Source organism: Aquimarina litoralis, assembly GCF_019295435.1.
GTDB lineage: Bacteria > Bacteroidota > Bacteroidia > Flavobacteriales > Flavobacteriaceae > Aquimarina > Aquimarina litoralis_A.
This window is the reverse complement of record NZ_WEKL01000032.1, coordinates 1-21,334: the sequence shown is the minus strand read 5'-3', so window position 1 is coordinate 21,334 and position 21,334 is coordinate 1. Positions and strand designations below refer to the sequence as shown.

Here is a 21,334-nt window from a genome sequence, read left to right as displayed (position 1 = left end):
ACGTCTTAAATTACAATTCTGGACGTATTCCGGTTCTTTTTTCCGTCAATAAAAAGAGATTTATATCAATTTTGAAGAAACAAATTTTTCAAAAGTTATGGATCAAAAAATTCGTCGTTATGACTTAGATTGGTTACGAGTAATCGTATTCGCTTTACTTATTTTTTATCATGTAGGAATGTTTTTTGTTCCTTGGGGATGGCATATTAAAAACAATGACATTTCAGAAGGAATGCGATGGCCTATGTTATTCTTAAATCAATGGCGACTTCCAATTTTATTCGTTATCTCAGGAATGGGAACTTATTATGCTTTGTCTAAAAGAAGTCTATGGAAATTTAATGTAGAACGTTTTTTACGATTAGCTATTCCTTTAGGTTTTGGGATGTTGGTAGTAGTACCTCCACAAATTTATTTTGAAAGACTAGCTACAAATGCATTTACCGGATCTTATTTTTCGTATATCACTTCAGAAGCATTTATTGGCGTATATCCTGAGGGAAATATTAGTTGGCATCATCTATGGTTCTTACCTTACTTATTCTTATACTCATTATTACTATCACCAGTTTTAGTATTCTTAAAGAAAAGAAAAACAAAGGTTATCCAATGGCTTTCTAATCAAATAGCAAAACCATTTGGCTTTTACATTTTTGTTATTCCGTTATATCTGATCGAAGTATTAATAGAACCTTTTTTTCCAGTGACTCATGCACTAATAGATGACTGGTTTACATTTATTAATTTTCTGGTGTTATTTTTTTATGGATTTTTACTAATCTCCTGTGGACCAATTTTTTGGAAAAGAATACAATTATTTAAGCAAAAGGCATTATGGATTGGAATTGTAGCATTTATCATACAAACTACGATTTGGGTAATCGGGAAAGATAGTGTGATGATTCACTTCTCAGAAGGTATGGTAAAGGTGATTAACCTTTGGTCCTGGATATTGGTATTATTTGGCTATGCCGCTACCTATTTGAATAGAAAAAGTGCAATTCTTACATATTGTAATAGAGCTGTGTATCCTTTTTATATCCTACATCAGACCATTACAGTGGCTATTGGATATTATCTGATGAATTTGGAGTGGAGTATCACTTTGAAATTTATAATTATGATGTTAGGAACTTTTTTAGTAAGCTGGATGATCTATCATTTTATCATTCTAAAGATTCCTTTTCTACAACCATTATTTGGTCTTAAAAAAACATCGAATTGATTAATCTATTTTAGTATTATCTATGGATAACTCATTATCATTTGGAACAATATATTCTATACAAGATTCTTTTAGAAGGTTATATCTTTTTGATGGGATTTGTAACCAATAATCATCTCCAAAGAATTTAAAAAAATAACGTTTATCTATATAAACTTCAAAGATATCTTGAACTTCATAATATCCTTCTTGATTAACTATATTTCCTAAAGAGTCTTGGGATTTTACTGGAATGTATTTTTCTTTGAGATAATGAATATAGATAGAATCCTTACAAAAAAGAAGATGTTTAGGTTCTGCTGTACCTCCGTTCCAATATATATCGTCATTATTTACGGTAAGTTCATAACTATAACTATGGCTTGTTCCATAGTTAGAATTTGTAATAACACCTCTGTAAGTGGTACTCTTATTTGTTTTTTTGACTTCTAAATGTTTGTCATTTCCTAATAGCGTATTTGTTAAATCAATACGCTCTGTGGTTTTTGACCTGCAACCAATAACAAAAATGATTATAAAACTAGAAATAAACATATAAATTAATCTTTTCATCTTATAAGCATTTTTGTTTTTTTAGAACCTGAATTAAAAAAACATATGCTCAAGAGAATTATTTCTCTTGAGCATATGTTTTGTTTGTATTAACGAAATATAGATTATTCGATATTTACTACTTCTTCAATCTGAGGAGCATATTTTTTTATGGTCATTTCTACTCCAGATTTTAATGTCATCTGATTTACACTACAACCTACACATGCACCTTCTAATTGCACTTTGACTCTTTTATCATCTTCAATACCTACCAACGAAATATTACCTCCATCACTTTCTAAAAATGGGCGAATTTCATCAAGTGCTTTTTCTACATTAATCTTTAATTCTTCAGATGTCATTTTCTATTTTTTTACTGCAGAACATCCTGCCATTGTTGTTATTTTAATTGCTTCAGTAGGTGGCAAATTCTCATTTCTATCCACCACTTCCTGTACCACATTCCTAGTCAACTCCTCAAAAGCTTTTTCTATAGCTGTTGCCGTTTGTAAAGCTGCTGGACGACCAACATCTCCTGCTTCACGAATACTTTGAATTAAAGGTATTTCCCCTAAAAATGGAACATCGATATCTTCAGCAAGGTGTTTTGCTCCTTCTTTACCAAAGATATAATATTTATTGTTAGGAAGCTCTTCAGGAGTAAAATAAGCCATATTTTCCACAATTCCTAAAACAGGAACCTTAATACTGTCTTGTTGAAACATTGCAACTCCTTTTCTAGCATCTGCCAATGCAACATTTTGTGGTGTACTTACCACTACAGCACCTGTAATTGGTAATGATTGCATAATAGACAAATGGATATCACCAGTACCTGGTGGCAAATCCAATAATAAGAAATCCAACTCTCCCCAAGCCGCATCAAAAATCATTTGGTTTAATGCTTTTGCTGCCATGGGTCCTCTCCAAACTACAGCTTGATTAGGTTGTGTAAAGAATCCAATGGATAAGATTTTAACTCCATAACTTTCTATAGGCTTCATCTTAGATTTATCACCTACTTTTACAGATAGTGGTCTTTCTCTTTCTACATCAAACATAATAGGTGCTGAAGGACCATAGATATCCGCATCCAATAACCCAACGCTAAATCCCATTTTGGATAAGGTAACTGCTAAATTCGAAGTTACAGTAGATTTTCCTACTCCTCCTTTACCAGAAGCAACAGCAATAATATTCTTAATTCCTGGAATTGGTTTCCCTTTTATCACATTAGCTTCGGGTTGCTTTGGAGCTGGCGCATTTACTTTGATGTTTACTTTTATTTTCGCTTTTTCATAGACCTTATCGTGAATAGCTTTCATTACATCAACTTCAGCTCTTTTCTTGATATGTAATGCCGGAGTAGATAGCTCTAAATCTACAATTACTTCGTCACCAAAAGTAATCACATTTTTTACAGCACCACTTTCCACCATATTCTTACCTTCTCCAGCAACTGTAATCGTTTCTAAAGCTTGTATAATCTCTGATTTATCTAACTTCATTTGTTATAATTCTTTTCTAAAGCAAATTTAATTGCAAAGATAGGTCTAAAAGTTAAGATTCTAAAACCTGTGAATTGAAATGAATTATAGTGTTATTGGCAATGTTAATCAACTAATATTTGTAAATTTTTCAAAAATTAGGAAATAATAGGATAAATTGTATATTTGATGATATTTGTAAATTTTTTAAAAATTAGGAAATATGATTGAAAAAGCTCCGAAAATAGTTTTTAATGAAGACTTACTAAGAATTATAAAGTTTATTCAATCTCAAGGAAAATTGAAAGTCCTTAAAAAAATTGAGGAGAATTATCTTTACTGGGATAAAATCAAGTACTTAAACGATGTGAATTTTGACAGTAAGAAACTATGGATGGCAACAAAGTCTATAAGAAAAATTCAAGCTATTCAAGCTAAAATTCATGATATATATTATGAATTCAATATAACTAAACATCTCCAACAAAAACTTCATTATCTCGATCATAATTTTGGTGCAGGATTTCAAAAAGAAGAATTACTTTCAGAATTAGACAAGCAACAATATCTTACAAATGCCTTGATGGAAGAATCTATCTTCTCTTCAATGATTGAAGGAGCTACGACTACAAGAGTTCAAGCAAAAGATATGCTCCGTAAAAACAAAAGTCCTAAGAATAAATCAGAACAAATGATATTGAATAATTATGAAACTATTCAATACATAAGCGAGCATAAAACCGAAGATATTTCAATACAAAAACTATATGAAATCCATAGATTAGTTACCAAAAATACCTTAGCAGAAGATAAAATAGGTGTTTTCAGAAATAACAATGATATTCATGTGATGAATGAAATTACCGGTGACATTGTACATACTCCTCCTAATTTTAAAAAACTAGATAAATTAATGGAATCCTTTTGTGATTTCTTTAATAATAATCCCAAAGACAATTTTATTCATCCCATTGTAAAAGCAAGCATTTTACATTTCTTTATAGGTTATATACATCCATTTGTTGATGGTAACGGACGAACAGCAAGAGCAATTTTTTACTGGTATTTATTAAAAAATGGATATTGGTTAGTTGAATACCTTTCCATATCCAGAGTAATCATGAAAACTAAAATTCAGTATGAAAAGGCTTATATCTATGCAGAAATAGATGAAATGGATATAACCTATTTTATTCATTATCAAACGAAAGTATTAACTCAAGCCTTTGAAGATTTAAAAAAGTATGTTTCTCAAAAGAAAGAAGAAGAAAATGAGTTATCCCTTTTTTACAAGGAACCAAATATTAATGATAGGCAAGCACAAATACTATTTTGGATAAACGAAAATGAAAATCGTCATTTCTCAGTTAAGGAAATTGAAACTATTTTTTCAATCACTAATCAAACTGCAAGAATAGATCTAGAAAGTTTAGTCGAAAGAAATATTTTACGAAAAGTTCACATTAATAAAAAGACTGCAAATTATTGGAAAGGAGATGAATTTGATAAAATATTCTCATAGTTCCTTCATTGGATCCCAAAACAATTTTTCRAAGTTTTGAATTTGATTTTCAATTACTTCAACACCTTCATTTTCCAATAATTGTTGCATCAGATTCGTTCCTTCAAAATGATGCTTCCCTGTTAGCACTCCTTTTCTGTTTACCACACGATGTGCTGGAACATCTTCTTGTTTTCCAGAAGCATTCATTGCCCAACCAACCATTCTTGCGCTTCTTGCTGCACCAAGATATTTAGCAATAGCACCATAAGAAGTAACTCTTCCATAAGGAATCAATTTAGCTACCTCATACACTCTATCAAAGAAATTATTTTCAGAATTAGTATCCATATTTTTTTCCTTATCCTTCATCCCAAGTATAAATTATTCTAGCAACCGTAAGCATTACCAACACTAGCATTAATATACCCATAAAGTAATTAGAATATTTGGTAATAGAAGCTGTTTTCTTTTCAATCTTCAAAAAGGACAGTACATAAAAATAGAGCGTTACAAAAGTTCCTGCTCCAGCCGCAATTCCGAATATAAAAATTCGCAGTGCATCATACTCTATCTTACCACTTACGCTCATAGCTGCAGCTATCGTACAGAAATAAGGGATCGGCAATACATTAACCGTAGACATCATGACTCCTTTAAAAAAACTACGAGAACCAGCATGCTTATATACTTTCATTTTAGTTCTTCGTTGTTTTGCTTTCACAAAAAAGTAAATCGCCATTAGAAAAAATATAACTGCTCCTGTTCTTAGCAACATATTTTTTACATAAGGATTGAAAAATATATACTTAGCGAGCAAGATTGCAAAGAGTGCTTGTACAAAAACTACTGTCGATGCACCGATAGCTACTAAAACACCATTTTGTTTTCCTCTTTCTAAACAAGTTTTAGCCACTGTCATATTAATCAACCCTGGAGGAATTACTCCGACTAAGGATGCAAAAAAAGTAACTAAAAAGAGTTTAGTAGTTTCCAAATCGATGACGCAATTTAGGTAATTTTAAACTGGATGTAAGTTATAGGTTTATTTTGTTCCAGGTATTGTTTTTCATAAAAAGTTTGGATAGAAGTTACCTCTTCTGGAGAACCTTCTTGATGATACACATTATGATTCGCATACAGTACTTCATGTCCTTCTCCGTGCAACAATCCTAATGTATATCCATGCATGAATTCACTATCTGTTTTAAGATGCATAATACCTTCTGGTTTTAGTATATTTTTATATCGTTGTAAAAACTGATGGTTTGTCATTCTATGCTTCGTACGCTTATATTTGATTTGTGGGTCTGGAAATGTGATCCATATTTCATCAATTTCATTGGAGTCAAAAATATATTCTACTAATTCTATTTGCGTTCGAATGAATCCAACATTTTGCATTTCGTTTTCAATAGCAGTTTTAGCTCCACGCCAAAAACGAGCACCTTTAATATCAATCCCAATAAAATTCTTATCAGGATATTTCTCAGCTAATCCTATTGTATATTCACCTTTACCACATCCTAATTCCAACACAATTGGATGTTGATTTTTAAAGAATTTTTCTCTCCATTTTCCTTTATACCCAAGAGCATTATTTAACACTTCTTCTCTGGTAGGTTCAATTACATTATGAAAGGTTTTATTTTCGTTAAAACGCTTTAATTTATTCTTACTTCCCACTTATTTTGATGCTTCTTATATGTATTTGACTGTTTAAACCGAATTATGTTACGCTCAGATCTCAATTATTTATTTTACATACAATACGCTTCGCTTTTGAATGTAAAACTTCACTAACCTAAACATAATTTTTTGGTAAAATTAAGGAAATATATACTTAGAAGAATACTATTAATTTTAAAATTAGACGATGTCTTTTTTGAATGATTAATTTACAAAACAACTGATTTTGAGTAAAAAAGTTCTTGTTGCGCCACTTAATTGGGGATTGGGTCATGCCACTCGATGTATTCCGATAATAAATGCTTTAATCAATGAAGGGTTCGAACCTGTCATTGCTTCTGATGGAGCTGCTCTTGCACTGTTAAAAAAAGAATTTCCAAATTTAACTGCTAAAGAAATTCCCTCATACAATATAGAGTATTCGAAGAAGGCTAGTAACTTTAAGTTAAAGATGCTACTGAATAGTCCTAAAATCGCTCATGCGATTACTGCAGAAAAAAAAGCCACAAAAAAGATCATAGAATCTGATGATTATTATGGTATTATTTCTGATAACAGAATGGGAGTACGAAACAAGAATTTACCTTCTGTTTTTATTACGCATCAACTTACGGTATTAAGCGGAAAAACTACTTCTATAAGTACTAAAATCCACAACAAATACATTAAGAAATTTGATGTTTGCTGGGTTCCTGATATGGCAGACGATCCTAGTTTAAGTGGAGAACTTGGTCATCCTAAACGAAGTAACATTCCAGTAACCTATTTAGGTCCTTTAAGTAGATTCAATTATCAAAACCTACCTAAGAAATATGACATCATGGTATTGCTTTCTGGTCCAGAACCGCAACGTACTATGCTGGAAAATAAATTGTTTCAAGAATTTGAACGCAGTGATAAAAAAATTGTTTTTGTTAGAGGTGTTATTGAAGACAAACATGAAACTTATGTGAAGAATAACATTACAGTACACAATTACTTAACAGGTATCACATTACAAAACACCATCAATAGTAGTAACATTATCATTTCTAGATCTGGTTATACTACTGTTATGGATCTTGCAAAACTTAAAAAGAAAGCTTTTTTTATACCCACTCCAGGTCAGTTCGAACAGGAATATCTCGCAGAACGACTAACGAATAATAAATTAGTTCCTAGTTGTAAACAAAATGAATTTACATTAAAAAAATTATATGATTTAAATATGTATAAAGGATTAAGTAGTTTTAGTACTGACATCGACTACAGGGAACTTTTTCACTTTTTCCAAAGTAAATGAAAACTCACTTCCTATTCGATAATCACTTTCTACATAGATACGTTCATGATGTGCTTCAATAATATGCTTTACAATCGCTAATCCAAGGCCAGAACCTCCTTCTTTACGAGATCCACTTTTATCTACACGATAAAAACGTTCAAAAAGTCTTGGAATATGGGCTTGTGCAATCCCTTCGCCATTATCAGTAACTCTGATGATTACTTTATTACGAATAAGGTTTTCAATGCTAACTTCGGTAGTACCATCTTCTTTACCATATTTTATGGAGTTCACAATCAAGTTAGACAGTACCTGTTGAATTCTCTCTTTATCTGCATGGACAAGAATGGGAGTTTGATAATTCATATCAAAAGTCAAAGCGATATTTTTCTTAGCAGCTTTCATTTCGAACAGATCAAAAACACTTTGCACCAATTCTACAATATCAAAATTGGTATAATTCAGATTCAAATCTCCAACCTCAAGTTTGGTGATCATATCTAAATCCTTTACGATATATATAAGTCTTTCTACTCCTTTATTAGCGCGATTTAGATACTTATCTAAAATTACCGGATCATTCTTAGCTCCATCCAAAAGTGTGAGCACATATCCCTGAACTGTAAATAGTGGAGTTTTCAATTCATGAGAAACATTACCCATAAATTCTTTACGATAGTCTTCTCTAATTTTAAGCGTCTCAATTTCAGTTTTACGCTTTTGTGCAAACTTTTCAACTTCCTTTATCAACGTTCTCATATCTGTCGTCACTGGACTTTCACCTCTGGTGTCCATATCCAGCATTTCTATATCATCATAGATCTTTCGGACTCTACGATAAATAAATTTCTGAACTCGATATTGAATAATAAGAAAAGCTACTCCATAACAAAGAACACTGAAACCAATAACAAAAAGAAAGTTTAGTTGCTCCTGAATGTATAAAAAAACGCTCACTAAGAGCGTTAGTATTATCGTTATGTACAAAGATGATAGGTATGCAAACCTATACGATCTTTTAAAATTTTCTGCCATTATACCACGAACTTATAGCCTACACCTTTTATGGTTTTAAAACTATCATCACCTAGTTTTTCTCTAAGTTTTCGAATATGAACATCAATAGTTCGACCACCAACGATTACTTCATTACCCCAAACTTTATCTAATATATCTTCTCTTTTGAAGACTTTACCAGGTTTTGAGGCTAATAAAGATAGTAATTCGAACTCTTTTCTTGGCAATATTATTTCATTTTTATCTTTTATGATCTTGTATTCATCTCTATTAATAACAAGATCACCAATCTTCACAACATTATCTGAAGTATCATCTTCTTTAAGTCTACGTAGCAAAGCTTTTACCTTACTCACCAATACTTTTGGTCTAATAGGTTTGGTGATATAATCATCTGCTCCAGCATCAAAACCAGCAACCTGAGAATAATCTTCTCCACGAGCAGTTAAAAAAGTAATGATGGTGTTTTGTAAATCCGGTATTTTACGAATTTGCTCACAAGCTTCGATACCATCCATCTCAGGCATCATTACATCTAAAATAATTAAATGTGGTTTTTTCTTCTTTGCAATTTTTACAGCTTCTGTTCCATTTTCGGCAGTTAAGACATTGTAACCTTCAGCGGTTAAATTATACCCTACAATTTCTAAAATATCAGGCTCGTCATCTACAAGTAAAATGGTAATATCTTTTTTATTCATTTTTCTAATTGAATTACTTCACTATTGGTAAATATACTAGGTTAAAATGAAGTTTCATTAAATATGTAACTCAGAAACAATAAACTAACATAAACATTTCAAAACCTTAACATTAAGCTAACATTATAAGATAAGTCAAATAATTAATCCTGATGATCTCTATAGGTAGTCAATAGATTCATAGTGGCCGTGATAAGATCTTTGGTTTCCATCAATAAACTGAAATAAAGTGTTGTATTTTTAGGACTGCTTTCTTCAGTTCTGGTTCGTTCTACTTGCTTATTAATTTTATCACTCACTAAAGCAAAAAGATCTTGTTTCTCTTCTATAATTACATTTAACTTTCCAAATTCTCTAGTATCAAAAACAGATTTAATACTAGCAAAAAACTCTTGCAATTCACCTTCAATTTCTTTCAGATCTTTAATTTGGTTAAATCGCAATTTCTTGTGGTTATTATTTACATGCTTATGACTATTCTTTGATATGTATTCCAAAGACTGCGTAATATCTTCTAGATGTCCTAAAATTGAAATATAAAAACTACTAGCACCTACACTGGATTCATCGAGGTTTTTGATAAAATAAAAGATACTATCCCTCAATTCTTCAACCTCTGTTTCTAATTTGGCAATTCCTTTTCTGCTCTTCTTTAAGGATGCTAAATCATATTTAGCTAAGCTATCGATAGTAGCTCCATAAATTTTATTTCCTCGATTTACAAAAGATTTGATATTATCAGCACTTTCTTCAATTACTCCTTGTATAGAACTACTTTCTGATTTTTTAAGGCTATCCTCAGCTTTATCTGCTCTGGTTTTATTTCGATATCGTATAGTATTCCTAACTAATAATCCGATGGCCACCAATAGCAATACACCAGTCATTATAGGTTGATTGAAATTAATCAAGAACGCTATTAAAGCTGCTGCTAGGAATGCACTAACGGCAGTAAAGAACCATCCTCCGATAACATTTAATACTCCTGCAACACGATATACAGCACTTTCTGTTCCCCAAGCTCTATCTGCTAATGAGGTACCCATAGCTACCATAAAGGTTACATAAGTAGTTGACAAAGGAAGTTTCATAGAAGTAGCTATGGAAATCAACACACCTGCTACCATAAGATTTACGGCAGCTCTTACCATGTCAAATGCCGGAAGATCTTCTTTCCTAGTAGTAACAGGAGCAGGAACTTCTTCAAATTGTTTATCAGAAAACTCTTTAAACGATTTTGGAGTAATGGAAGACAACATTTCAGAAATAAAAACCGTTCCTCTTACCACACCTCTAGAAAGAAAATTAGGCCTAAATTTTTCATCTCCTTCTCCTTGACGAGATAAATCTATGGATGTTTTTACTACATTTCTAGCTTTTGTAGAAAACCAAAGTGTAAGTACCATGATTAATCCAGCTGCCAATAGAAACAGCGTTGGGGTTTCTGCTTTACCACTAAGAGAACTCATTAAAAATTCGTTAGCTGGCATACCGGAAGAACTCCACATTTCATATCCTTCATAGGCTGCAATCGGAACACCTATAAAGTTTACTAAATCGTTTCCAGCAAAAGCAAGTGCCAAAGCAAATGTTCCTACTATAATAATAAGCTTATAAATATTTACCTTAAAAACACTCATAAAAAGGAAAGAAACCAATGATAAAAAAGCAAATCCTGAAACTACGATCGTTAACACATTTGTTTCCAGAAAACCTCTTAGGGTAGTCGAAATAGTTCCAGCTTCTGCATCAATCTTAAAAAGATCCTTTTTAGCCTTCGCCATTTCTTTAAGACTTTCAAAAGAGCTTTCAAAATAGGCATTTGCCCATTCTAAAAATCCGAGACGTGTATCATTCGAGACGGTATCTACAATCAATTTTGCGTAGTTGGTTCCTTTAATACCTTTAATAAATATAAAATACAAAATAGCGGTCAATGCAATTCCTCCGAACAAAGCACCTACCCATTTTGCTTTCTTTTCAAAATTAAAAGATAATAGTAGTCTCGATATATATTGTACAATCGCTCCCACTGAAAATGCTACTACCACAGATAGTAGAATACCAGCAATAATTTCACCAGCTTTTTTAGTATTAATATAGTTGCCAAGATCTGCAACCGAAAGATCTGCATCTGCAGCAATTTTAAGTAATGCTACACATACCGCCGCTCCTAATAATTCAAATACAATAGAAACTGTTGTGGAAGTAGGCATTCCTAGCGTATTGAAAAAATCCAGTAGCAATATATCCGTTATCATCACGGCCATAAAAATGATCATGATCTCATCAAAATAAAACTCACCAGGCACAAAAATACCTTTACGCGCTACTTCCATTAAACCACTGGAAAAGATTGCCCCTGCTGCTATACCTATACTAGCAACAATCATAATAGTTCTAAATGAAATTGCCTTAGAACCTATTGCAGAATTTAAAAAATTTACAGCATCATTACTAACACCAACTACTAGATCGGCAATAGCTAAAAAAGCTAAAGCAACGATCATTAAAATATAAATATCGTTCATATTTTTTTCACAATCTTATAAACCACAAAAGTGTTACTAAAAATCTTGCCGTATGTTATTGAAATGTTATCTTTTTAGCACTATTTAACGAATAGAAGGGCTTCAACAGTACTTAAAAGAAATAATTGACTTACTCTCAATAGTAAACATGTTCCAGAGAATTATTACGGATATATTTCAAAACATATTTATATCGTAGTTCTATCAAAATAGTTCTTCATTCTCAAACGACCTTTATTTAATGGTTATTTCGAAAATACACATGTAAAATTAATGTAAGCAGATATTAGCTATAATATCATTTTTGGATAGATTTTCTTTCTTGTCTACTAGTAAAAAGACTTGGATACAAACAAATTCTTAACGGTTAAACCTTACTGAAAATCCACACAAACCATTTTGTTTACATTACAATTATTTGATTATCATATATTTACAAGTTTAATGTTAACTTAATGTTACGTAAATGTTGTTTAAAAGTAAAATTAATGTTACATTTGTAATGTAATCATTAAGAACACCCCAAACAAAGATATATTATGAGAAATTTATTAATGACATTAGCAGTTCTTTTTTCTGGCATTATGATGGCTCAGGATGTAAAACCTACTTTTGAAAAAGAAGGTAATACTATAAAAGGAACTTTCTATTATGAAACTGGCGAAATTCGTCAGCAAGGATTTTATAATAAAGAAGGGAAACTTCATGGAGAATGGAAGTCTTATGATGCGACAGGAAAGAAAATCGCAATGGGACAATATGAAAATGGAGAAAAAACTGGAAAATGGTTTTTCTGGGAAGGTGGGAAGTTATCAGAAGTAAATTATTCTGATAATAGTGTAGCTTCCGTAACAACATGGTCTAACAAAAGTGACGTAGTTGTTAATTATAAACAGTAACTAAAATTTGCTACTATAATTTAATGTGTAACGCTCAGAAGTTTCTGAGCGTTTTTTTTATGTTTTATAAAAAAATACTACTCATCCCTTTACTTATTTGACTTTATTCCAAAATTACTTTTTAAATATATTTTTACATAAAACCAAAAAAAACTTCAAGTTAACATTTACGTAACTACTAAGAAAAACCTCAAAAGATAAATATATCAATACGTTAAAGAATTTTACATTCATATTTTTAGCGTATTACCCACAATAAAGATTCCTTTCAGATAACAATTACATAACACTATAATCACTCTTATTTAATTTTCCAATAACGCACAGGTAACAATAGCTATCGTTATTTGCACCGAATTTAGAACACGTTATGAGAAAAATTGTAATTCTYTGTGCACTATTCGTTGTTGGAATAGTTAGTGCACAGGAAACCGGCTCTATAGCTGGTACTTTGCTTGATAAAGAAGCAGGCAATCAACCTTTACCTTTTGCTAATGTTCTTATTAAAGGAACAAGCAAAGGAACCACTACAGATTTTGATGGTTTATATACTATCGAAAATGTTACTCCAGGAACTTACACTTTAGAGTTCAGTTTTGTTGGATACGAAACTTTAGAAAAAGAAGTTGTTGTAAAAGCCAATGAAACCACAACAATCAATGCTGCTATTGGAGCAAGTGCCGCAGCATTAGACGAAGTTGTAATTAAAACTACAGCCACTAAAAAAGAAAGTGTGCAAGCCCTACTTTTGGATCAGAAAGGTGCTGTGGTTCAAAAACAAAGTATTGGTGCTCAGGAACTTTCTAACAAAGGTGTTAGCAACGCTGCTGCTGCAGTAACTAAAATTTCAGGAATCTCAAAACAAGAAGGCGGAGGTAATGTATACGTTCGTGGACTTGGAGATAGATATCTGAACACCACATTTAATGGACTATCACTTCCTGCAAATAATGTAGACAAGAAAAATATCGATCTTGGTCTTTTCTCTTCAGATGTAATCCAAAATATTGGTGTGAGTAAGACATACGCTGCTAATTTTTATGGAGATTTTGCCGCAGGTAACGTAGACATCAAAGCAAAAGAACATGTTGGTAAAGCATATATAAATGCCGATTTAGGTAATACCATAAATACTGCATCGATTGGAAAGAGATTCCTAAAGAGTGAAGGAACAGGATTCTTTGGATTTTACAATAGATACAGAAATGATCCTTTTGCTGTTGTTTTATCGCATGGTGTAGATCCTGTTTCATCAGAAGGACCAGTAGGACTTTCAGGATCTATTAATGCTGGAAAATCTTGGGAAATTGGAGAAGAATCAAAATTGAGCATCTTTGGAACAGCATCTTTTGGAAGTGGCTTTGAATACTTAAGAGGAGAAGCAGCAAATGTAACAGCAGCAGAAAATCAAATATTTAGAGATACAGAAATTTTCAAATATAGTCGTACTACTACTGCTATGACTAATATTGTATATCGTATCAATTCAGATCATAGAATGAAATTCACTTCCTTATTTATAAATGATGCTAGAGATGAGGTAGGACGTTTTGGAATCGATGGAAATGGATTCAACCGAAACACCATTGCAGATATTGATGACTTTGGATTCTTTACGCAAAACGTACAATTCGAACAAGACATGATCTATGTAAACCAATTATCTGGTGTTAGCAATATCAATGAAAAAATAAAAGTTGATTACGGAATTGGATTTAACAGTGTTCTTGCCCGTCAACCAGATAGAAAGCGTATCGCATTAGAGCAGTTTGACCTAGCATTAGATAATGACCCAACCACAAACCCTGTTCTTTTCCGTAATGTAGATTTTGACAATCAGCGTTACTTCCAAAATATCGAAGATCAAGAATGGAATGGTCGTGTTAACGTAGCCTACGAACATAAGGAAAATCTGACTTTCAATTTTGGATATAACGGACGTATCAAACAACGTGATTTCGACAACCAACGTTTTGGATTGAGTATTATAGAACCAAGAACTGAAGTTGCGGATGTTAATGATTTCAATTCCATTTTTAGTATTGACAATTTAGGAGTTACCTATAATACGGTTGTTATAAACCCATTAGATCCTTCAGTAGGGTTAGGAGACACCAATCTTCCAGGACTTCCAGAAAACACTTATACTGGAAACTTAGATATCCACGCTCTATATGCAAATGCTATTTATAAATACGGAGAAAAGTGGACATTTGTTCCTGGATTACGCGTAGAGTCCTTCAACCAAAGCATTGAATACGATGTGATCAACCTTGCGTTTAACAATCCAGGACGTAATGAAGCTACAGAAACGTTCTTTTTACCAAGTTTAAATGTAAAATATGCATTAAATGAAGATCAAAACTTACGTTTTTCTGTTAGTAGAACTGTTTCAAATCCGGAATTTAAAGAGGTGGCTCCATTTGTATATGAAAACGTAACCGATCGTATTGGAGGTAATCCAGACTTATTAAATGATCCTGCATTCTCCTCAATCATTAATTTAGATTTAAAATACGAATGGTTCTTCGAAAGAGGTCAGATATTTTCTGTTGCAGCTTTTGCAAAACAAATTAACGATCCTGTTAACTTAGTATCTGCTAATGATGCTACCGGAACACAACGTTTCTTTAGAACAGGAGATAAAGCAGAGGTTTTTGGTATTGAGCTAGAAGCACGTAAGGCATTACTACAAAATGCTGAAGAAGAAAGTCTTCTTTCTGCTGGTCTAAACATTACATATACTTCTACAAAACAGGATTTAAAAACTATTTCTGGAACGTTTAATACCAATTTCAATAGAGATTCTGATCAACTACAAGGTGCATCACCATTTTTGATCAATGCTGATGTAAGCTACACACCAACTTTTGGAGAATACAAACCTGTAGCAAATTTAGTATTCTCTTATTTCTCTGATCGTATCGATGCATTAGGAGCAGGACAATTAGGAAATATTGTTGAAAAAGGAGTACCAACGTTAGACTTTGTATGGAAGAATAAGGTGCGTGAGAATTTTGAAATTAATCTTAGCGTAAAAAACCTATTAAATCCAACTATTGAAAGAGTACGAGAAAATGCTACCATATCCGAAGATGTCCTTACTACTTTAGGCATTCCTTTCAGTAGAAATGCAAATAACGAAATCAATCCATTAGATGAATTCGCACTATCTAGCTATAAAAGAGGTGTAAACATTGGATTACAATTTAAATATACATTTTAACATACATAAAGCGAACACGAATAAAATTTATTAAAACAAAAATCATGAAAGCAAATATATTTCTTTTAAAAATTGTTGCCATCGCAATGCTTTTCGCAGCATGTGCTAGCGATGACACTTCAGACATCACTATTAATATTGACGGTAATGGTTCTCCTATTGACCCTACGGATAATATCATTGGAGGAATATTAGCAGCTGATCTTACACTTGAATCAGGAACTGAATATGCTCTTAATAGTGCACTTATCGTACCTGAAGGTATTACACTTACTGTAGAACCAGGAGTAGTAGTTAGAGCTGCAACTGGATCTGATGTTTATATCGCAGTATTACAAGGAGCAACAATCAATGCTGAAGGAACATCTTCAAATCCTATTGTATTTACATCTGCAACTTCTACTCCAAATCCTGGAGATTGGGGAGGTTTAATCTTATTAGGTAGAGCACCCATAAATTCTGTTGTTGGTGGAGATGCAACTTCTACTTCTGAAATTGGTGGATTACCATATGGAGGTAGTGTAGTTGATGACAATTCTGGTATCCTTAGATATGTTCGTATCGAATATTCTGGAGGAGCGGCTGATGCAGCTTCAGAAAATAACGGATTCTCTTTTTACGCAGTAGGAAATGGAACTACTATCGAATTTATCCAAGCTTTTGAAGGAGCTGATGATGGAGTAGAATTCTTTGGAGGAACTGTAAACGCTTCTTTTATCTCTGTTGTAGGAGCACAAGATGATTCTGTAGACTGGACTGAAGGATTTACAGGAACATTAACTAATGTATATATCGAACACAGACAATCTCATGATAAAGGAATCGAAGGTGATGGTTTCAATACTGACATTGGAAACAATTCTAATCCAGTATTCTGGTCTGCACCAACAGTAACCAATCTTACTATTAATGGACTTGGTTCTTCTAACGAGAATGAGGCGATCAGATTACGTGCAGGAACAAGAGCTACATTTACAAATGTATTATTAGAAGGTTTTGCTGAAGGATTTGATTTAGACGATACTGAAACTGGAAATGGAGTTTTAAATAACGAGACTTCAATTACTGATATTACTTTCGACGATATCACATTGAATCTTAAAAATGACACAGGAGCTACTTTTGGAGAAGCAGACGTAATCTCTGGAGTAGGTAATGGAACTGGAGCGGACTACAACTCTTGGAATTCGGGTTGGACACGTAACTAATTTACTACATCCGTAAGGATGCTATCTATAAAAAGCTGTTTGAAAAATGATTCACTATTTTTCAAACAGCTTTTTTTTCCAAAAGAGAAAACTATTCTCTTAACCTTTTCTTTTCATTCTTAGCACTAAGATTACATTCTAATAATACAACTATAATACTCAAATAAAGTTTAACTAACGTAAACTATTTTTATTTGTAGCGATTAAATCTATACTGGGTTTCTTAGAATTTACGCCAACAACAAATCTTAGCATATACAAAATATAGAGAATGTAATTCTCTTTAAACAGAACATCACGATACGTGTTCGTAGAAGGCTGGAAGGTCATTATTATCCAACAACAATAATGGTTCTCTTCAGCCTTCTCATTTTTATATAGCTAAATCTATATAAAGTGGCATAGAAGATTTATAAAGTAAAAAAAAGAAGTTTAAGGCAAAAAACGCAGTCATAGCAGAGCTAAGACGAGTATTTTTAACGCAGAAATTAGGTTTTTTACTAGGAAGATTCATGTCAGTTTATGTAGATTTAGCTACAACATCCTAAAAACGAATTTTTTAAGAGTTTATCTAAAAGAGATGTATCATTGTACGCAAAACCTTACTTCATTCTTAAAAAAACACGAAAATATTCTAAATATTGATGAATTGACTTTATGACATTGTTAACAGGAATGCGTTCAAAACACCTTCTTTAACACTACCGTAATGTTTTTGTAATAATTTCAAAAAATTCAAAGAATAAAAGCTACTAGATTTCTAAAAAAGATTTTTGCATTATCAAAACACACAAGACAATATAAATTCTTCCTCAAATACCATAATACCGGTACTTTAACAAAGCAAATCAACTTCATTTAAATCATCAAGAAAAGGATAAAAACCTTATTTCTTCTTCTCATTTGTCAAATTACAATCCCTTAAACTAAGGATAATAGTAGGATAAAATTCTTTACTGTAAAACCGTATTTATTTGTATCAGATTTTTTAAGAACACGAAATGAGAAAATTTTGCACAGTTATCGCACTGTTTATTCTTGGATTAAATTTTGCACAAGAAACCGGAACCATCGCCGGAAAACTTCTAGACAAAGAAGTAAACAACCAACCACTACCCTTTGCTAACATCGTCGTTTTAGGAACTACTCTAGGAACCTCTTCTGATTTTGACGGAAATTATGAAATTCCAAATGTACCTGCTGGTACATATACTTTGGAATTTAGTTTTACAGGTTATGAGACCTTACGTATTCCTGATGTAGTTATCGAACCAGATAAGGTCACTGTAATAGACACCGCATTAGGAGCTACTGCCGCAGCGCTAGAAGAAGTAGTCATAAAAGTACAAACCAACAGAGAACGAGAAGAAGCATTGTTATTAGAACAAAAAAATGCTGTTCAAATAAAGGAAAGTATTGGAGCAGAACAATTAGCTACACTAGGTGTTTCTAATGCTTCTGCGGCTACCACCAAAATATCGGGAGTTTCTAAAGGAGAAGGTTCTGGTGATATTTATGTACGTGGTTTAGGTGATCGCTATTTGAGTACTACTTTAAATGGATTGCCAATACCCTCTGATAACATCGATAAAAAAAATATTGATTTAGAATTATTCCCTTCCAGATTTATAGGAAATGTTTCTATAAGCAAAACATTTAGCCCATCTAATTCTGCGGATTTAGCTTCAGGTAATATTGATATCGTTTCCAAACAAGTTACAAAATCTAAAGATCTTGGAGCAAGTGTGAGTTTTGGAGTTAACTCCAATGTTGCAGATAATGATGTTTTTGGAGACTTTAAAGCTACTGCCAATAATGATGATATCACTTTAGGAATATATAGCAGGTCTTTTGAAGCAGGGAATTTAGTAAATGCAATAACACAACAATCTTGGAATACCACTGAAATATCAACTCCTCTTAATTATGGTTTTGGTTTTAATGTAGGAGGCATTTTAGGAGAAGAAAGAAAACTACGACTTTATTTTAGTGGTGGACAATCAATAGACCACGAATATCGTGAAGGTTTATTTAGAGAATATGATCAAGGAAACCTACGTGATTTTGTACCACCAAATGACTTAAGACGTTGGTTACGTACCATCAACTCAACTGCTATGTTACATGGTCAGTATAAATTTACTCCCGATCATAAACTATCTTTTAATTCTTTTGTGATCAACAAAGTTTTTCAAGAAACCCTAGAAGCAGGACGAGAAGGTACTACTGAATTTTTTGAAGAATTAGATAATATTGAAGAAGGTTCTCAATTCCTTAGAGATCAAAACATCAAAAACACACTTCTTTCAGCTACACAACTTATTGGAGAGCATAATTTTTCAGAGAAAAACACTTTAGAATGGGCAGCTGGTTTCAATTATTTGGTCGCTAACGAACCAAACAGAATTCGAAATGAAGTCAACATTTTGAACGATAATCCTAATACTCCTGAAAACGAAGATGGTATTATCGAACTTGGTTTTACAGGAGGTTTCCAGCAGAGAAAATCCGTACAAGAAATCACAGATCAAGAAATCAATGCAAGAATTTCTGATAATTGGGTATTAAAACAAAATGAAGATGAGGAAGATATCTTTGTTGTAAATGCAGGAGGTAGCTTTAGAAATAAAACCAGAGATTTCTTATCTCAGTTTTTTGGAGTAGAAGAAGGCAATGTAGAAATCAATCCTACCTCAATAGATGCCATCGGTGATATTTTTACACAAACAAATTTTGATAGTGGTGCGTTACAATTAAACACACAGCCTATTGATATCTACGATGCTGAATTACTTTCGTATGCTGGTCATGCTAACTTTACAGGGAAGTTTAACAAACTAACAGCACAAGCAGGTGTTCGTTTTCAAAAAGATGAAATCGATGTTGTTTTCGATGTTGGAAACTTTGTGAATCCTGTAACTGGTCAGGCAAGAGTTGGTATTTCTAATAAAGAGTACGATAACTTTTATCCATACATCAATTTAAAATACGAACTAAACGAAAAATTAGCATTACGTTTATCCGGAAGTGTTAGTCAAACATTACCAGAATTCAAGGAAATAGCTCCTTTCCAATATGTATCTCAAGTAGGACAGGTATTCCAAGGAAATCCTAACGTAGAGAGGTCTCAAAATTACAATGTAGATTTCAAAGTAGAGTTTTTTCCACAAAATGATGAGCTTTTATCCTTTAGTGCATTCTATAAAAGAATAGAAGATCCTATCAACCGTGGTTTACAAAGAGGTGGAGAAGACATTTTCTCGTATTTCAACACAGGTGATAGAGCTCGTATACTAGGATTTGAATTAGAAGGAAGAGTATACATTATTAAAAAGCAAGAGTCAGGTCCTAACCTAAAATTAAGTGGTAATATTTCTTATTTAGATCATGTTCAGGATCTAAAAGATGTCATCAGAGCTGATGGAACCCTAGAACAAACCTTCAAATATGGTGATAGAACAGAAATAGGTTTAGAAGGTGCTTCAGACTGGATTACTAACATGTCTCTTACATTTAACTCTGGCGAAGAGCATCCATATGAACTAACCCTTACAGGAAACTACGCTTCTGACAAAATCTTTGCATTAGGAGCTCCTAGAAACCAACAACAACCTGATGTTTTCTTTAATGGTGAAATCATAGAAAAAGGATTTGTTACTCTTGATTTCATTGCTAACAAAGAAATTAATGACCATTGGAGTATTGGTCTAACAGCTAAAAACTTATTAAACCCAACAATAGAAAGAACGCAATTCGTACAAGAAGTAGTAAGTGGTAATCAATTTGAGAGCACCATCTTATCATACTCTACTGGTATTGAAACTTCCTTGAACGTGAGTTATAAATTTTAAAACTATTAATTAAATATAAACAATGATGAAAACTTTAAGTAAATTATTAAGCTGCGCTATACTTACGGGATTACTTTTCGTATCCTGTGGTGATGATGATGATATCATAATTACACCTCCTATGAATAACGAATCTGAGTTAAATGGCCTTATTAATGAAGATCGTACATTAGATGCAAGTGTTCAGTATACCATTACAGG

General features: G+C 32.5%; 16 protein-coding genes. 7 read left to right on the top strand and 9 right to left on the bottom strand.

What is annotated here, in order from left to right; translation table 11 throughout:
* Positions 1-97: 97 nt before the first annotated feature.
* Positions 98-1,225: an acyltransferase family protein gene (locus GBO31_RS16210; protein WP_219009403.1), complete on the top strand. Its 1,128-nt coding sequence runs from the start codon at positions 98-100 to the stop codon at positions 1,223-1,225.
* Here GBO31_RS16210 and GBO31_RS16205 read toward each other — a convergent pair whose 3' ends face one another.
* From GBO31_RS16205 to GBO31_RS16195, 3 genes are all read right to left on the bottom strand, one after another.
* Positions 1,226-1,777, bottom strand: a complete 552-nt coding sequence (locus tag GBO31_RS16205) for a hypothetical protein (protein ID WP_219009402.1) — start codon at positions 1,775-1,777, stop codon at positions 1,226-1,228.
* A 104-nt stretch (positions 1,778-1,881) separates the two neighbouring features.
* The gene (locus tag GBO31_RS16200) at positions 1,882-2,121 is read right to left on the bottom strand and encodes a NifU family protein (RefSeq protein ID WP_027394883.1); all 240 of its coding nucleotides are present in this window, start codon (positions 2,119-2,121) and stop codon (positions 1,882-1,884) included.
* Positions 2,122-2,124: 3 nt separating this feature from the next.
* A complete protein-coding gene (locus tag GBO31_RS16195; RefSeq protein WP_219009401.1) occupies positions 2,125-3,267 on the bottom strand; it encodes an Mrp/NBP35 family ATP-binding protein in 1,143 nt (380 codons plus the stop codon).
* A 202-nt stretch (positions 3,268-3,469) separates the two neighbouring features.
* Between GBO31_RS16195 and GBO31_RS16190 the strand changes: the two genes are divergently transcribed.
* A complete protein-coding gene (locus tag GBO31_RS16190) occupies positions 3,470-4,768 on the top strand; it encodes a Fic family protein (protein ID WP_219009400.1) in 1,299 nt (432 codons plus the stop codon).
* Here the strand turns inward: GBO31_RS16190 and GBO31_RS16185 are convergent.
* From GBO31_RS16185 to trmB, 3 genes are read right to left on the bottom strand one after another with little or no spacing between them, the layout of a single operon-like run.
* Positions 4,763-5,119 (bottom strand): MGMT family protein, encoded by a 357-nt coding sequence (locus GBO31_RS16185; RefSeq protein ID WP_246615899.1) that lies wholly within the window; start codon positions 5,117-5,119, stop codon positions 4,763-4,765. The genes GBO31_RS16190 and GBO31_RS16185 overlap by 6 nt on opposite strands.
* Positions 5,109-5,744, bottom strand: coding sequence for a LysE family translocator (locus GBO31_RS16180; RefSeq protein ID WP_219009399.1), 636 nt, complete (start codon positions 5,742-5,744; stop codon positions 5,109-5,111). Before GBO31_RS16180 ends, GBO31_RS16185 begins: the two co-directional genes overlap by 11 nt.
* Before the next feature lie 14 nt (positions 5,745-5,758).
* The gene (trmB, locus tag GBO31_RS16175; RefSeq protein ID WP_219009398.1) at positions 5,759-6,433 is read right to left on the bottom strand and encodes a tRNA (guanosine(46)-N7)-methyltransferase TrmB; all 675 of its coding nucleotides are present in this window, start codon (positions 6,431-6,433) and stop codon (positions 5,759-5,761) included.
* Positions 6,434-6,662: 229 nt separating this feature from the next.
* On the opposite strand from trmB, the gene GBO31_RS16170 reads away from it, so the two are divergent.
* Complete coding sequence (locus tag GBO31_RS16170; protein WP_246615898.1) at positions 6,663-7,718, top strand: glycosyltransferase; 1,056 nt, start codon at positions 6,663-6,665, stop codon at positions 7,716-7,718.
* Here GBO31_RS16170 and GBO31_RS16165 read toward each other — a convergent pair.
* The 3 genes from GBO31_RS16165 to GBO31_RS16155 form a co-directional block, all read right to left on the bottom strand.
* Positions 7,656-8,735, bottom strand: a complete 1,080-nt coding sequence (locus tag GBO31_RS16165) for a sensor histidine kinase (protein WP_219009397.1) — start codon at positions 8,733-8,735, stop codon at positions 7,656-7,658. The two genes, GBO31_RS16170 and GBO31_RS16165, sit on opposite strands and share 63 nt — an antisense overlap.
* Positions 8,735-9,418, bottom strand: a complete 684-nt coding sequence (locus tag GBO31_RS16160; protein ID WP_219009396.1) for a response regulator transcription factor — start codon at positions 9,416-9,418, stop codon at positions 8,735-8,737. The genes GBO31_RS16165 and GBO31_RS16160 overlap by 1 nt, the downstream gene beginning before the upstream one ends.
* A 143-nt stretch (positions 9,419-9,561) precedes the next feature.
* Complete coding sequence (locus tag GBO31_RS16155; RefSeq protein WP_219009395.1) at positions 9,562-11,949, bottom strand: inorganic phosphate transporter; 2,388 nt, start codon at positions 11,947-11,949, stop codon at positions 9,562-9,564.
* A gap of 539 nt (positions 11,950-12,488) precedes the next feature.
* On the opposite strand from GBO31_RS16155, the gene GBO31_RS16150 reads away from it, so the two are divergent.
* The 4 genes from GBO31_RS16150 to GBO31_RS16135 all read left to right on the top strand — a co-directional run bounded on the left by GBO31_RS16150 (position 12,489) and on the right by GBO31_RS16135 (position 21,133).
* Positions 12,489-12,848, top strand: coding sequence for a toxin-antitoxin system YwqK family antitoxin (locus GBO31_RS16150; protein ID WP_219009394.1), 360 nt, complete (start codon positions 12,489-12,491; stop codon positions 12,846-12,848).
* Positions 12,849-13,218: 370 nt separating this feature from the next.
* Positions 13,219-16,074 carry a TonB-dependent receptor gene (locus GBO31_RS16145; protein WP_219009393.1) on the top strand — a complete coding sequence of 952 codons (2,856 nt, stop codon included), beginning with the start codon at positions 13,219-13,221 and terminating at the stop codon, positions 16,072-16,074.
* A 44-nt stretch (positions 16,075-16,118) separates the two neighbouring features.
* Positions 16,119-17,282: a multidrug transporter gene (locus GBO31_RS16140; protein WP_219009392.1), complete on the top strand. Its 1,164-nt coding sequence runs from the start codon at positions 16,119-16,121 to the stop codon at positions 17,280-17,282.
* Between the two features lie 1,001 nt (positions 17,283-18,283).
* Positions 18,284-21,133 carry a TonB-dependent receptor gene (locus GBO31_RS16135; protein WP_246615897.1) on the top strand — a complete coding sequence of 950 codons (2,850 nt, stop codon included), beginning with the start codon at positions 18,284-18,286 and terminating at the stop codon, positions 21,131-21,133.
* The last annotated feature ends 201 nt before the right edge of the window (positions 21,134-21,334 follow it).